General features: G+C 69.5%; 8 protein-coding genes and 1 pseudogene. 5 read left to right on the top strand and 4 right to left on the bottom strand.

Translation table 11 applies throughout. The features are described from left to right. The first annotated feature begins 296 nt into the window (after window positions 1-296). Window positions 297-1481: a cytochrome P450 gene (locus ACIBVN_RS48315; RefSeq protein WP_397147501.1), complete on the top strand. Its 1185-nt coding sequence runs from the start codon at window positions 297-299 to the stop codon at window positions 1479-1481. Window positions 1482-1631: 150 nt separating this feature from the next. Here the strand turns inward: ACIBVN_RS48315 and ACIBVN_RS48310 are convergent. After that, window positions 1632-1994: pseudogene (locus tag ACIBVN_RS48310) on the bottom strand (hypothetical protein); the annotation flags it as partial. An 850-nt stretch (window positions 1995-2844) separates the two neighbouring features. Here ACIBVN_RS48310 and ACIBVN_RS48305 point away from each other — a divergent pair. Beyond that, a complete protein-coding gene (locus ACIBVN_RS48305) occupies window positions 2845-8328 on the top strand; it encodes a biotin carboxylase N-terminal domain-containing protein (RefSeq protein ID WP_397147499.1) in 5484 nt (1827 codons plus the stop codon). 75 nt (window positions 8329-8403) lie between these two features. On the opposite strand, the gene ACIBVN_RS48300 is transcribed toward ACIBVN_RS48305, so the two are convergent. The 3 genes from ACIBVN_RS48300 to ACIBVN_RS48290 form a co-directional block, all read right to left on the bottom strand. Then, on the bottom strand, window positions 8404-9237 hold the full coding sequence (locus tag ACIBVN_RS48300) for an SRPBCC domain-containing protein (protein ID WP_397147497.1): 834 nt from the start codon (window positions 9235-9237) through the stop codon (window positions 8404-8406). 27 nt (window positions 9238-9264) lie between these two features. Beyond that, window positions 9265-9837 carry a helix-turn-helix domain-containing protein gene (locus tag ACIBVN_RS48295; RefSeq protein WP_397147495.1) on the bottom strand — a complete coding sequence of 191 codons (573 nt, stop codon included), beginning with the start codon at window positions 9835-9837 and terminating at the stop codon, window positions 9265-9267. A 105-nt stretch (window positions 9838-9942) separates the two neighbouring features. After that, window positions 9943-10965 carry a GDP-mannose 4,6-dehydratase gene (locus ACIBVN_RS48290; protein ID WP_397147493.1) on the bottom strand — a complete coding sequence of 341 codons (1023 nt, stop codon included), beginning with the start codon at window positions 10963-10965 and terminating at the stop codon, window positions 9943-9945. A gap of 321 nt (window positions 10966-11286) precedes the next feature. On the opposite strand from ACIBVN_RS48290, the gene ACIBVN_RS48285 reads away from it, so the two are divergent. From ACIBVN_RS48285 to ACIBVN_RS48275, 3 genes are read left to right on the top strand one after another with little or no spacing between them, the layout of a single operon-like run. Next, window positions 11287-12516 (top strand): glycosyltransferase family 4 protein, encoded by a 1230-nt coding sequence (locus ACIBVN_RS48285; protein WP_397147549.1) that lies wholly within the window; start codon window positions 11287-11289, stop codon window positions 12514-12516. Window positions 12517-12519: 3 nt separating this feature from the next. Further along, window positions 12520-13230 carry a class I SAM-dependent methyltransferase gene (locus ACIBVN_RS48280; RefSeq protein ID WP_397147491.1) on the top strand — a complete coding sequence of 237 codons (711 nt, stop codon included), beginning with the start codon at window positions 12520-12522 and terminating at the stop codon, window positions 13228-13230. After that, entirely contained in the window at window positions 13227-14279 is a 1053-nt protein-coding gene (locus ACIBVN_RS48275) for a prenyltransferase (protein WP_397147489.1), read from the top strand. The genes ACIBVN_RS48280 and ACIBVN_RS48275 overlap by 4 nt, the downstream gene beginning before the upstream one ends. The last annotated feature ends 110 nt before the right edge of the window (window positions 14280-14389 follow it).

Below are 14389 nucleotides of genomic sequence, written 5' to 3'. Positions count from 1 at the left end.
TGCGACCAGTACACCTACCCGCATCAAAACGACACACCCACGCCCCTACCCCGCGATCGGGGTTTCGAAGATCGCCAAGCCACCGATCGACACGAACAGGCACCACGCCGCACCCGCTCTCCGGACAACGTCACGTCACCAGAGACCCACAAAGCCCTGTCGACGCCCGCACCCCATTACCGCCGCCACATGCAGCCATCACGCAACTACATTCCTCCTTGACGACCGTACAGGGACGTAATAGAACACGTTTCAATAGGCATTTAACCAAGCGCTTGATCAAGAGGGTGAATCGGGTGCACATCGACCTCGTCGACAGGGACATTTACGCGACAACCGGACCACCACTCGAACAGCTAGCCTGGCTCCGCGCGAACTCCCCCGTTCACTGGCACGAGGGCGCGCCCGGCTTCTGGGCCGTCACCCGATACGAGGACGTGGTCCACGTATCGCGGCACTCGGACCGGTTCTCCTCGCACAGGAAGCTCGCCCTGTTCGAAGAGCTGACCCAGGAGCAGATCGATCTTCAGCGTCACATGATGCTCAACCAGGACCCGCCCGAGCACACGAAACGGCGTTCCCTGGTCAACCGGGGCTTCACCCCGCGCACGATCGGAGCTCTCGAAGAGCACATCCGTGACATCTGCGACGACCTCCTCGACAAGTGCACCGGCGAGATCGACTTCGTCACCGAAGTCGCCGCGCCGCTGCCTCTGTATGTGATCTGCGAGCTGCTCGGCGCGCCCGTGGCCGACCGCGACAAGCTCTTCACCTGGTCCAACCGCATGATCGGCAGCCAGGACCCCGACTACTCGGAGAGCCCCGAGGAGGGGTCGGCCGCCGCCATGGAGGTCTACGCCTACGCCAACGAGCTCGCGACGCGGCGCAGGGACACCCCGAAGAACGACATCGTCACCAAGCTCCTCCAGCCCGACGAGCATGGCGAGACGCTCGACCAGAACGACTTCAACCTCTTCATCCTCCTGCTGGCGGTGGCCGGCAACGAGACCACCCGCAACGCGGCCTCCGGCGGCATGCTCGCCCTCTTCGAGCACCCGGACCAGTGGGACCGCCTGGTCGCCGACCCCACCCTCGCCAAGACCGCCTCCGACGAGATCGTCCGCTGGATCTCCCCGGTCAATCTCTTCCGCCGCACCTCCACCACCGACCAGGTCCTGGGCGGGCAGGAGATCAAGGCCAACGACAAGGTCGTCGTCTTCTACTCCTCCGCCAACCGCGACGCCGCGGTCTTCCCCGACCCCGAGGTCTTCGACATCACCCGCGACCCGAACCCGCACATCGGCTTCGGCGGCGGCGGCGCCCACTTCTGCCTCGGCAACCACCTGGCCAAACTCGAACTCCGCGTCCTCTTCGAACAACTGGCCCGCCGCCGCCCCAAACTCCGCCAAACGGGCCCGGCCCGCCGGTTGCGCTCGAACTTCATCAACGGCATCAAGGAACTCCCCGTCGCGGTCGGGTAATCGGAAGCGGGAGCGGCGGCGGGCGGCGCGGATACGGCGGAGGATGCGCTTGCTGCGTTCAGGTCCGGGCTGCCAGCCGGACTCGATCAGGGCGTTGGCCACGTGTTGGAGGAGGTCGGCGATCTGGCCGGGGACGACGTCCCGCCGAACGGCGATCACGCGCCAGCCCCGTCGCCGGAGCTCCTCACGGCGATCGACGTCGTGTTGCTGGTCGTCAGCCGCGGTGTGGTGCTCCTGGCCGTCGTACTCGACTGCGATCTTGAACTCCTCCCAGCCCAGATCGAGGTACGCGAACCGGTCTCCGTCCAACGCGACCCTGATCTGGGTGGTGGGCCGGGGAAGGCCGCCCTCGACGAGGATGACCCTGAGCCAGCTCTCTCTGGGAGATGCGGCGCCCCGGTCGGCCAGTGCGAGCGTGTCACGCAGACGCCAGGAGTTGAACGGGCGGTGCCACAGGGCTTCGAGATCGACGCCTCTGCGGGCGAACTGGTCGAGGATCGCCACCGCCTCCATGCGCGGCAGCCAGCGGGCGCAGTCGAGGGCTGTGCGCTCCATGGTGGTGAGGCGGACGCCTTTGTGCGTGGTGATGTCCTCGGGCGGAAGGGGTGCCATGTAGGTGACGCAGCCGGGGAGCGCCAGATGGCTGGGGGCGGTCAGCTCAATGGGCCAGTCAGCTTCCGAGGCTGCCAGGAGGACGTTCAGGCCCCAGATGTGCGCGGCTGTCTGGCGGCAGGCGACGGTCTGCGGGACCGCTCGGGTGACTCGACCGGCGCGCTCGACCAAGGAGGGGCGAAGGGCCGGAAGCGGGTGGCCATCCTCCTCTCGGATGGGCGGCGTGTAATTGGGAGGCGCCGCCCCGGGATGGAGCGCCTCGGGAGGGAGCGCTCCTTCGGGGCGGGCACCGACCGGCTCTCCTCCAGAGGTGTCGGGGTCGATGGTCGGATCGCTCGGGAGGGCGATGTGCGCGGCTGCGCTGAAGGTGAGTGCCGAGGGCGCGAGGTGGGGCCGAGGCATGGCGCCTAGGGTGCTACGGCGGGCTGTCCCGCTGGGCGACCGAATGGGGTTCTGTGGATGACATTGAGTTTTCCACAGTTCGCCGACGTCAGATGTGGTCGCCGCCTGGCACCGCCCCCCTCGCCGACGATCGCCTCATGTTTGTGGCAGAGCTTGCGTTGAACCGCGACTGGAAGGGATAGCGGGCCCGCTCTTTTGTGGGGACCCCACAACACAGCAGCCCAGCCATGCGCGATGCGGGACATTGGTATATCTGGCGGCAATCGAGCAGGGTTGAAACAGGTGCAGGCGACGCTCCGGAACCCGGACGTCGCCTCATGCGCGTAGAAGGTATTGGGAGGCTCAGCCGGTGTTCAGTCGTGTCGCCATCGTCAATCGTGGAGAGGCCGCCATGCGGCTCATCCACGCCGTCCGTGATCTTTCGGCGGAGACCGGGGCGCGGATCGAGACGGTCGCCCTCTACACTGACGCCGACCGCAACGCGACCTTCGTCCGGGAAGCGGACATCTCCTACTCGCTCGGCCCCGCCTCGGCCCGCCCGTACCTCGACCACGCCGTCCTGGAGCAGGCGCTGATGGAGACCGGGGCCGACGCCGCGTGGGTCGGCTGGGGGTTCGTCGCCGAGGATCCGGCGTTCGCCGAGCTGTGCGAGAAGATCGGCGTCACCTTCGTCGGGCCGAGCGCGGAGGCGATGCGCAAGCTCGGTGACAAGATCGGCGCCAAGCTCATCGCCGAGGAGGTCGGCGTCCCGGTCGCGCCGTGGAGCCGCGGCGAGGTCGCCACACTTGAGGAGGCGCTGCGCGCCGGCGACGAGATCGGCTATCCGCTGATGCTCAAGGCGACCGCGGGCGGCGGCGGGCGCGGCATCCGCATGGTCGCCTCGAAGGAGGAGCTGGCCGACGCCTACGAGCGCACCAGCCTGGAGGCGCTTCGCGCATTCGGCTCCGGCGTGGTCTTCCTGGAACGCCTGGTCACCGGTGCCAGGCATGTCGAGGTCCAGGTCATCGCCGACGGGCAGGGCACCGCGTGGGCGCTGGGCGTGCGTGACTGCTCGGTGCAACGGCGTAACCAGAAGATCATCGAGGAGTCCGCCTCGCCGGTCCTGTCGATCGAGCAGACCGCCGAGCTGAAGGAGTCGGCCGAGCGGCTCGCCGTGGCCGTCGGCTACTGCGGCGCCTGCACCGTCGAGTTCCTCTACCACCCCGGCGAGAAGCTGTTCGCCTTCCTCGAGGTCAACACCCGGCTGCAGGTCGAGCACCCGATCACCGAGATCACCACCGGCACCGACCTGGTCCGGCTGCAGTTGCACGTGGCGAGCGGCGGGAGCCTGGAAGGCCCCCAGCCGGTCGAGGCCGGCCACGCCGTCGAGGCCCGGCTCAACGCCGAGGACCCCGACCGTGACTTCGCGCCCGCCCCCGGCCGTATCGCGCGCCTGGTGCTGCCCGCCGGACCCGGCATCCGCGTGGACACCGGCGTCAGCGAGGGCGACACCATCCCGGCCGACTTCGACTCGATGATCGCGAAGATCATCGCCTACGGTCGCGACCGCGAGCAGGCACTGGGCCGGCTGCGCCGCGCGATGGCCGAGACCACGGTGATCATCGAGGGCGGCGCCACCAACAAGAGCTTCGTGCTCGATCTGCTCGACCAGCCGGAGGTGATCGACGCGAGCGCCGACACCGGCTGGATCGACCGGGTCCGCGCCGCGGGCCGCCTGGTCAGCCACCGGCACTCCGCCATCGCCCTGGCCGCCGCCGCGATCGAGGCCTACCAGGACGAGGAGGAGGTCAGCATCCAGCGGCTGCTGTCCACCGCGCACGGCGGGCGCCCGCAGGTGCAGCACGACTCGGGCCGCCCGCTGGAGCTCAAGCTCCGCGGCGTCGGCTATCGGGTGAGCGTGGCCCGGGTCGGAGACAGGCGGTTCCGCGTCGGCATCTCCGCAGGCGGTGACGTACACCCGGCGGACGTCTCGGTCGAGCGGTTCGACGCGCACAGCGGCCAGATCGTGGTCAACGGCCGCCGGTTCCGGCTGGTGTCGGCCACGCACGGGCCGATCCACCTGGTCGAGGTTGACGGCGTGACACACCGGATCAGCCGCGACGAGGGCGGTGTCGTCCGCTCTCCCGCGCCCGCGCTGGTGGTCGCGACACCGCTGTCGGCCGGCGACGAGGTCGAGTCGGGCGCGCCGATCCTGGTGCTGGAGAGCATGAAGATGGAGACGGTGCTGCGTGCTCCGTTCCGCGCCCGCGTCCGTGAGTGCTCGGTGTCGGTGGGCAGCCAGGTCGAGACCGGCGCGCCGCTGATGCGGCTGGAGCCGCTGCCCGACGGGGGCGCCAAGGAGGCGGAGTCGCCCACCGGAACCGTCGAGATCGAACTGCCCGCGGACCCCGCCGGGGCAACCGCGGCCGAGCAGGTCGAACGCGGCCTGCAGGACCTGCGCAGCCTGCTGCTCGGCTTCGACGCCGACCCGCACGACCGCGAGCAGATGCTGCCGGCCTACCTGGCCGCACGCGCGGAGCTGAGCGAGCGGCCGATCAAGGGCGAGCTGGACCTGCTCACCGTGTTCGCCGACCTGTCCGAGCTGAGCCGCAACAAGCCGGGCGGCGAGCTCAACGCGGAGCCTGACAGCCAGGTGCACAGCCCGCGCGAGTTCTTCCACAGCTTCCTGCAGAGCCTCGATGTCGAGCGCGCCGGAGTCACGGAAAGCTTCCAGGCCAAGCTCACCAAGGTCCTGGCCCACTACGGCATCGCCAGCCTCGAGCGCACGCCGGAGCTGGAGGCCGCGGTTTTCCGGATCTTCCTGGCCCAGCAGCGGATGAGCACCGGCGTCGCGATCGTGTCGCAACTGCTGCGCCAGTGGCTGGCCGACGCGCCGCCGTTCGAGCCACTGGCGCAGCGCGCGGGGCTCGCCCTCGAGCACCTGGTCGAGGCCACACAGGTGCGCTTCCCCACGGTGTCCGACCTGGCCCGCGGCGTGGTGTTCCGCTGGTTCGCCCAGCCGCTGCTGCGCCGCAACCGCGCCAAGGTCTACGCCACGGTACGCAAAGAGCTGCGTTACCTGGACCGCAACCCGGACGCGCCGGACCGCGCCGAGCGGATCCAGGTCATGGTGGCCAGCGCCGAGCCGCTGGTCCGGCTGATCGGTCAGCAGATCGGCCGGCCAGGCCGCGACCACGCGCCGCTGCTGGAGGTGCTGACCCGCCGCTACTACGGCAACCGCGGGCTCGCCGACGTCACCGCGGTCGACGCCGCCGGTTGCCGGCTCGTCACCGCCGAGCACACCGGCCAGGGCGGGGCGACCCGCGTGGTCACCACCGCCGTCGACATCGCCGCCCTACCCGACGCCATCGGTGCCGTCGCCACGTTGGCCGCCGACGTCGCCGGGCAAGAGCTGGTCGCCGACCTCTACGTCACGTGGGAGGGCCAGCCGGACGCCGACACGATGGCGGTGCGGCTCGGACAGCTCCTCGCCGAGCACGCGCAGCCTGAGGGTGTCCGCCGGATCACCGTCATCGTCGCCGGCACCAGCGGCGCCGTGATGCACCACCACTTCACCTTCCGGCCCGACGGCCTGGGCCTGGCGGAGGACCGGCTGATCCGCGGCCTGCACCCGCAGATCGCACAGCGCCTGCAGTTGCAGCGGCTGCGCGAGTTCGACCTCACTCGGCTGCCGTCCGCGGACGAGGAGATCTATCTGTTCAAGGCCGTCGCGAAGAGCAACCCGGCCGACGAGCGGCTCATCGCGATGGGCCAGGTCCGCGACCTGACACCGCTGCGTGAGGCCGACGGAAGGCTCGTCGCACTGCCCGCGGTGGAGGACGCGCTCGCCGCGGGCCTGGACGCGATCCGCAACATCCAGGCGCAGCGCCCCCAGGACAAGCGGTTCCACACCAACCGGATCATGATGTACGTCTGGCCGTCGACCGAGCTGTCCACCGACGAGCTGAACGCGCTGGTCCATCGCATCCTGCCGACCACGGCGGGCGCGGGGCTGGAGGAGGTCCAGTTCGTGGCCCGCCAGCGCAACGCCGCCGGCGAGCTGAGCGAGGTCGCCGTACGGATCACCCTCGACCCGGGCAACGGCGCGAGCCTGGAGGTCGGCAAGCCGTCGACGGAGCCGGTGCAGCCGCTGGACGACTACCGCCAGAAGGTGCTGCGCGCGGCCCGGCGCGGGAACGTCTACCCGTACGAGCTGACCGGCCTGCTCGCCGGGCCGGAGGGCAGCTTCGTCGAGCACGACCTCGACGACCACGGCGCGCTCGTGCCGGTGGACCGGCCGAAGGGGAAGAACTCCGCGGCGATCGTGGCAGGCGTCGTCACGACGCCGACCGAGCGGCACCCCGAAGGGGTCACCCGCGTGCTCCTGCTCGGCGATCCGACGAAGGCGCTGGGCGCGCTGTCGGAACCGGAGTGCGCGCGCGTGATCGCCGCGCTCGACCTCGCCGAGCGGATGCGGGTCCCCTTGGAGTGGTTCGCGCTGTCGGCGGGCGCGCGGATCTCGATGACCTCGGGCACCGAGAACATGGACTGGGTCGCGGCCGCGCTCAAGCGGATCGTCACCTTCACCCAGGCCGGTGGCGAGATCAACATCGTGGTCGCCGGGATCACCGTGGGCGCCCAGCCGTACTGGAACGCCGAGGCGACGATGCTCATGCACACCAAGGGCATCCTGGTGATGACGCCGGATTCGGCGATGGTGCTCACCGGAAAGCAGTCACTGGACTTCTCCGGCGGCGTGTCGGCCGAGGACAACTTCGGCATCGGCGGCTATGACCGCGTCATGGGGCCCAATGGCCAGGCGCAATACTGGGCGCCCAACCTGCCGGCCGCCCGCGACGTGCTGATGGCGCACTATGACCACACCTACGTCATGCCCGGTGAGACAGCGCCGCGGCGGGCCCGCACCACCGACCCGGCCGACCGCGACGTCTCCGAGTTCCCGCACGCGATCGCCGGCAGCGACTTCACCACTGTCGGCCAGATCTTCTCGGCCCAGCACAACCCCGACCGCAAGAAGCCGTTCGACATCCGCACGGTGATGCGCGCCCTGTCCGACCAGGACCACCCGGTGCTGGAGCGCTGGGCAGGCATGGCCGACGCGGAGACGTCCGCGGTGCAGGACGTGCGCATCGGCGGTTGGCCGGTCTGCCTGATCGGCATCGAGTCGCGGTCGGTGCCGCGGCGCGGCTTCCCGCCCACTGACGGGCCGGACACCTACACCGCGGGCACGCTGTTCCCGCGGTCGTCGAAGAAGACCGCACGGGCGATCAACGCGGCGTCCGGCAACCGGCCGCTGGTGGTGCTGGCGAATCTGTCCGGGTTCGACGGCTCGCCGGAGTCGATGCGCAAGCTCCAGCTGGAGTACGGCGCGGAGATCGGCCGGGCGATCGTCAACTTCGACGGGCCGATCGTGTTCTGCGTGATCTCCCGCTACCACGGCGGCGCTTTTGTGGTGTTCTCCAAGGCGCTCAACCCGAACATGACCGTGCTGGCGCTGGAGGGCTCGTTCGCCTCGGTGCTCGGCGGCGCCCCGGCGGCTGCCGTGGTGTTCTCCGGCGAGGTGAACAAGCGCACCGCGACCGATCCGCGGGTGACCGGACTGCAGGCACAGGTCTCTGCAGCCAGCGGCGCCGAGCGGGCGGCGCTGCACGCCCAGCTCGCCGAGGTGCAGTCGGCCGTCCGGGCGGAGAAGCTCGCCGAGGTGGCCGCCGAGTTCGACCGGGTGCACAGCATCCAGCGCGCGGTCGAGGTCGGCTCGGTGGACGCGATCATCAGCGCCGCCGAGCTGCGGCCGCGGATCATCGAGGCCATCGAGCGCGGACTGACGCGATAAATGTCTGCTCGCTCATGATCCGGCCCGCCGGCGCGGCCTCACGCCGCGTCACGGGCCGGACTTCTGGAACGGCGCTCAGTCCATGAAGATCGGCTGCCAGTCGGGGACCTCGTGGTAGCGCCGCAGCTCCGCGACGCCCGACAGGAACCCGCCCCACGCAGCGTACGGAGGCCGCTCCGCGTCGAACCCGCTCTGCACCAGCGTGAGCCGGGTCTTCCCCTCGGACCCCTCCAGCTCCCACGTCCCGACCCCGGCGCCGCCCCAGTCCACGGAGAACTTGCGACCGGGCTCCAGCTCGAGCACCTTGGCCGGGCTCGGGTCGTTGGCCAGGCCGCCCATCGCGAAGCGGCCGCCCACGTACGGCTCGATCTCGATGGGGTATCCGAACCACCGCGTCACCACCTCCGAGTCGATCAGGGAGTCGAACACCTGCGACGGCGAGGCGTCGATCGTGATCTCGGCACGCAGGTCGACGGAGGTGAAGTCGGGCTTGGGCGTGAGCTCACGTCCCTCGAAATGCTCGGCCAGGTTGGAGAGGGCCTGGTACCAGTACGTCTGCAGCACTCCGCGGATGCTCTTGCCGGTGATGACGTCCTGGAAGTCGAAGTGGGTCTGCGACAGCGACACGACGGTCGTGTCGCCGTCCTCCTCCAGCCGGAACTCGGTGGTGGTCTCCTCGCCGTCCAGCAGCCACGCGAACCGCACCGTACGCTCGTCGGCGTGCAGCAACCGCTGGTGCGGCGCGTCCCCCTCAGGCGTGGTACGCCCCCAGAACCCGAACCGGTCGGGCAGCTCCACCTCGGCGTGCTCGGCGAGCCAGATCCGCAGCGTGGCCGGGTCGGTGAGCGCGTGGCGCACCTCCTTGAGAGGCGCCTGAACGCGGGCACGGATGATCATGGGCTCGGTCATGGTCACTTGCTCCTCTGACGACTCTGACTACTCTGACGACTTCGGTGACTTCGGTGACGCTTTGGGATAGCAGGCGACGGCGAGCTTGAACGCGTCCCCTTCCGCCCCGCCATACCGCGTGAACAGGTCCTGCAGCATCGTCTGCAGATCGTTCAGGAACTCATGGCGTTTCTCGGGCCGCACGTGGATCTCCCCGGACAGCCCGACCGACGGCAGCTCGGGCGCGTTCCTGTCGAGTGCCGCGACGTCCGCCTGCACCTCCTCCATGAGGTCAAGCAGATAGCCGAGGCTCAGCTCGTCGCGTGCCTTGCGCAGCCCGATCCGGCCCACCAGCCGGGGCGAGAGCCAGTACGAGCGCGCGCTGGCCTGGTAGGTGCCCTCGTGGACCCCGCGCACCTTGCGCTCCGACACCAGGTCGACGAGGCCCGCCTCGACCAGCCGCTTGACGTGGTAGTAGACCCGCTGCGGCGTCTGCCCGAGCCGTTCGGCGACCTCTGAGCAGGTGCGCGGCTCGGCCAGCTGCCGCAGCACCTCCACGCGCTGCGGCTTGAGCAGTGCCTCGGCCTGCTCGATCTCTTCCAGGTACAGGACTTCTCTCATCGCAAAAACAATCTTTTACGTAAAAAATCAGTTTGTCAATGAGGCGTGGGCAACGGAGGCATGGCGCATGATGCCGTGCCGGTCAGAGAGGAGCGCGCGTGAAGATCACGGCCAGGAGTCGTCGTCGGGGTCGGCGCCGTCGGACAGCAGCCGCAGATCGGACTCGACCATCATCGCGACCAGCTCGTCGAACGACACACTGGGCTCCCATCCCAGCTGCGCCCGCGCCTTCTTCGGGTCCGCGCACAACAGGTCCACCTCGGCCGGACGGTGCAGAGTCTGGTCGGTCACCACGTACCGCTCCCAGTCCAGCCCCGCGGCCGCGAACGCCGCCTCCACCAGCTCCCTGACCGACTTCATCCGCCCCGTCCCGATCACGTAGTCCTCGGGATTGGCCGCCTGCAGCATCAGGTGCATGGCCTTGACATAGTCGCCGGCGAACCCCCAGTCGCGGCGCGCCTCCAGGTTCCCCAGCCGCAGCTCCGTGGCCAGACCCAGCTTGATCCGCGCCACCCCCAGCGACACCTTCCTGGTGACGAACTCGGCCCCCCGGCGCGGCGACTCGTGGTTGAACAGGATCCCGGACACGGCGAACATCCCGTACGACTCGCGGTAGTTCTGCGTGAGGAAGTGTCCGTAAGCCTTGGCCACCCCGTACGGCGAGCGCGGGTGGAAGGCGGTGCGCTCGGTCTGCGGCGTCTCGCTGACCTGGCCGAACATCTCAGAGGACGAAGCCTGATAAAAGCGGATCTGTCCGGATGCGTTAGAGCCGCCCCGCGACACCCCCGAGCACACCCGGATCGCCTCCAGCATGCGCAACACGCCCATCCCGGTCACCTCGGCCGTGAGCTCCGCCTGCTCCCACGACATAGGCACGAACGAGATCGCCCCCAGGTTGTACACCTCGTCCGGCTGAACCCGTTCCACCGCCGAGATCAGGGACCCCTGGTCCAGCAGGTCTCCCCGCACCACCTGCACGTCGGACAGCAGCTTGCGCATCCGGGAGACACGCGGGTTCGCCTGACCCCGGGCCAGCCCCCATACCTCATAGCCCTGCTCGAGCAGGTGCTCCGCCAAGTAGGAACCGTCCTGGCCGGTGATGCCGGTAATCAGAGCGCGCCTGGCCAAGGGTCCTCCAACTATCACGAACCGCATCCTTTTGGGACGGGAATGTACAGGTAGCCGCACCAACAGGGCATCACCGCGTCTAGAACCTGTTCCACCGAACCACGCTCGGTTACAGTAACGTCGCAGTTCGCACGACGTGTGACGGCTAATGTGAACAATTCCAGGCGACCTACCGAATGGTAGCCTTCTCGGACTAAGGTCATCTTCACGGTACACGCCCGCCTCAGGGCCCGACCGGCGGAGAAAGGGGTGTCCGTGCAGGAGCCAACGCTGCGGGCCGTGCAGGAGCCGGCGCGGGAAGTCTCCGGGGAAGAAGGCAGGCTGCGGATCGCGCTGCTGTCGTACCGCAGCAAGCCAACCTGCGGGGGCCAGGGCGTCTATCTCCGCCACGTCAGCCGCGAGCTGGTCGCGCTCGGCCACCACGTCGAGGTGTTCTCCGGACAGCCCTATCCCGAGCTGGACGAGGGCGTCATCCTGCGCGAGGTGCCCAGCCTCGACCTCTACCGCGACGAGGACCCGTTCAGAACCCCCAAGCTGCACGAATACCGCGACTGGATCGACTGGCTAGAAGTCGGGACGATGTGGACGGCCGGGTTCCCCGAGCCGCTGACGTTCACGCTGCGGGCCTACCGCGAGCTGAAGAAGCGGGTCGGCGACTTCGACGTCGTCCAGGACAACCAGACCCTCGGCTACGGCCTGCTGGGCATCCAGCGGATGTTCCCCGTGGTCGGCACCATCCACCACCCGATCAGCGTCGACCGGCGCATCGAGCTCGAGGCCGCCACGGGCGGGAAGAGGCTGAGCCTGCGCCGCTGGTACGGGTTCGTGAAGATGCAGGCTCGCGTCGCGCCCCGGCTGAGCCCGATCCTCACCGTCAGCGAGTCGTCGCTGGCCGACATCCACCGCGACTTCAACGTCCCCCAGGCGAACATGCGCCTGATCCCCCTCGGCGTCGACACCCGCTACTTCCACCCGCGCCCCGGCAAGCCCAGGCGCAAGGGCTCGATCGTGGCGGTGGCCAGCGCGGACTCGCCCATGAAGGGCGTCGCGACGCTGCTGCGGGCGGTCGCGAAGCTCGCCACCGAGCGCGACGTGCACCTCACCGTCGTCAGCCGCCCCACCCCCGGCGGTCCGACCGAGCAGCTCGTCCAGGAGCTGTCGCTGGAAGAGCGGGTACGTTTCGTGCACGGCATCTCCGACGAGGAGCTGGGCGAGCTGATCGCCACCTCGGAGATCTCGGTCGTCCCCTCGCTCTATGAAGGCTTCTCGCTGCCCGCCGTCGAGCACATGGCCTGCGGCACGCCCCTGGTGGCCAGCCGTACGGGGGCGCTGCCCGAGGTCGTGGGCGACGCGGCCATCCAGGTGGCCCCGGGCGACCCCGAGGAGCTGGCCACGGTGCTGCGCCGCCTGCACGACTCCCCCGAGGAGCGCGAACGGGTGGGCAAGGCCGGATACGACCGCGTCATGGAGCGCTACACCTGGCACGTCGTGGCCAAGAGAACCGTCGAGGCGTACCGCGAGGCCATCGCGAATCACAAGAGGAGAGGCTGACCAGTGCTGACCGTGGACTTCGCCCGGCTTCCCGTCGGCCCCGGCATGCGCGTGCTCGACCTGGGCTGCGGCGGCGGCAGGCACGCCTTCGAGGTGCTGCGCCGGGGGGCGGACGTGATCGCGTTCGACATGGACCAGTCCGAGCTGGACGGCGTGGCGGCCATGTTCGCGGCGATGGACAAAGAGGGCGAGGTGCCCGCGGGCGCGAGCGGTCAGATCGTCCAGGGCACGGCGCTGGACATGCCGTTCGAGGACGGCAGCTTCGACCGGGTCATCGCGGCCGAGGTGCTTGAGCACATCCCTGACGACATGACGGCCATGCGCGAGATCTTCCGGGTGCTCAAGCCGGGCGGCACGGCGGCCGTGACCGTGCCGAGCTTCCTGCCCGAGCGCATCTGCTGGGCGCTGGACGAGGCCTACCACACGGCCCCCGGCGGACATGTCCGGATCTACACGCTGGCCGAGCTGTCGGCGAAGCTGAAGGCCACCGGGTTCGAGATCGGCCCGCACCACCACGCCCACGGCCTGCACGCGCCGTACTGGTGGATCAAGTGCGCCGTCGGCGTCGGCAACGACGACCACCCGCTCGCGAAGGCGTACCACGAGCTGCTGGTCTGGGACATCATGAAGCGACCCGCGGCGACCAGGATCGCCGAGGCCGTGCTCAACCCGATCATCGGCAAGAGCGTGGTCCTCTACGTCAGGAAGCCATGATCTCCCCCGCGGAGGTCGTGCGGACGGCCGAGAGCATCGCGGCGATACAGCAGGACGACGGCGGCGTGCCGTGGCCGGAGGGGCACGTCGACGCGTGGAACCACGTCGAGTGCCTGATGGCCATGTCCGTCGCGGGCCTCGAGGAGCCCGTACGGCGCGGCTACGCGTGGCTGGCCCGCCACCAGCGCCCCGACGGCTCCTGGCCGATGAAACTGGTCGACGGCCTGCCCACGGAGCTGGGCGGCGAGAGCAACCACGCCGCCTACGTCGCCGCGGGCCTCTGGCACCACCACCTCGTCACCGGCGACCAGGCGTTCACCGAGGAGCACTGGCCCATGGTCAAGGCCGCGCTCGACTACGTGGCGGGGCTGCAGACCGAGCGGGGCGAGATCGTCTGGGAGCGCGACGCCCGCGGCAGGGCCTCGACGTACGCGCTGCTCACCGGCTGCTCGTCCATCCATCAGGGGCTGCGCTGCGGCGTGCTGCTCGCGGAGCACCTGCAGGACCCGCAGCCGCACTGGGAGCTGGCCGCCGACCGGCTGACCCACGTGCTGGCGGCCCATCCCGAGGCGTTCACCGACAAGAGCCGCTTCTCGATGGACTGGTACTACCCGGTGCTCGGGGGCGCGGTGCGCGGGCAGCAGGCGTTCGAGCTGCTGGACCGGGAGTGGGCGACGTTCGTGGTGCCCGGGCTCGGGATCAGGTGCGTCTCCGACCAGCCGTGGGTGACGGGGGCGGAGACGTGCGAACTGGTGCTGGCGCTCGACGCGCTGGGCGACCGGGAGCGGGCGGTCACGTTGTTCGGTGACGTGCAGCATCTGCGGCACGAGGACGGCTCGTACTGGACGGGGTGGCAGTTCGCGAACCGCAAGCACTTCCCCCACGAGCGATCCGGGTACACGGCCGCCGCAGCCGTCCTGGCGGCGGACGCGCTGCTGGGGCTGACGCCGGGCTCGGGGCTGTTCCGGGACATCGCGGGGACGTCGGTCTCCGACCCGGAGACCTGCGGGTGCGCCGGCACCGGGCTCGTACGCCTCGAGGACCTCTGACCCGGCCTGATCCATCGGGCACAAGCGCTTTTGCGGGTTCTTTGCCCCCGAAATCCGGTGCGCCGCCGATGATCGGCGCAATGGGCTTACTAGCTTCTGAGTGACTCGTA

The sequence above is a fragment of the Nonomuraea sp. NPDC049400 genome, assembly GCF_044466425.1.
Classification (GTDB): domain Bacteria; phylum Actinomycetota; class Actinomycetes; order Streptosporangiales; family Streptosporangiaceae; genus Nonomuraea.
The sequence above is the reverse complement of the archived record's forward strand: the minus strand, read 5'-3'. Positions and strand labels throughout refer to the sequence as shown.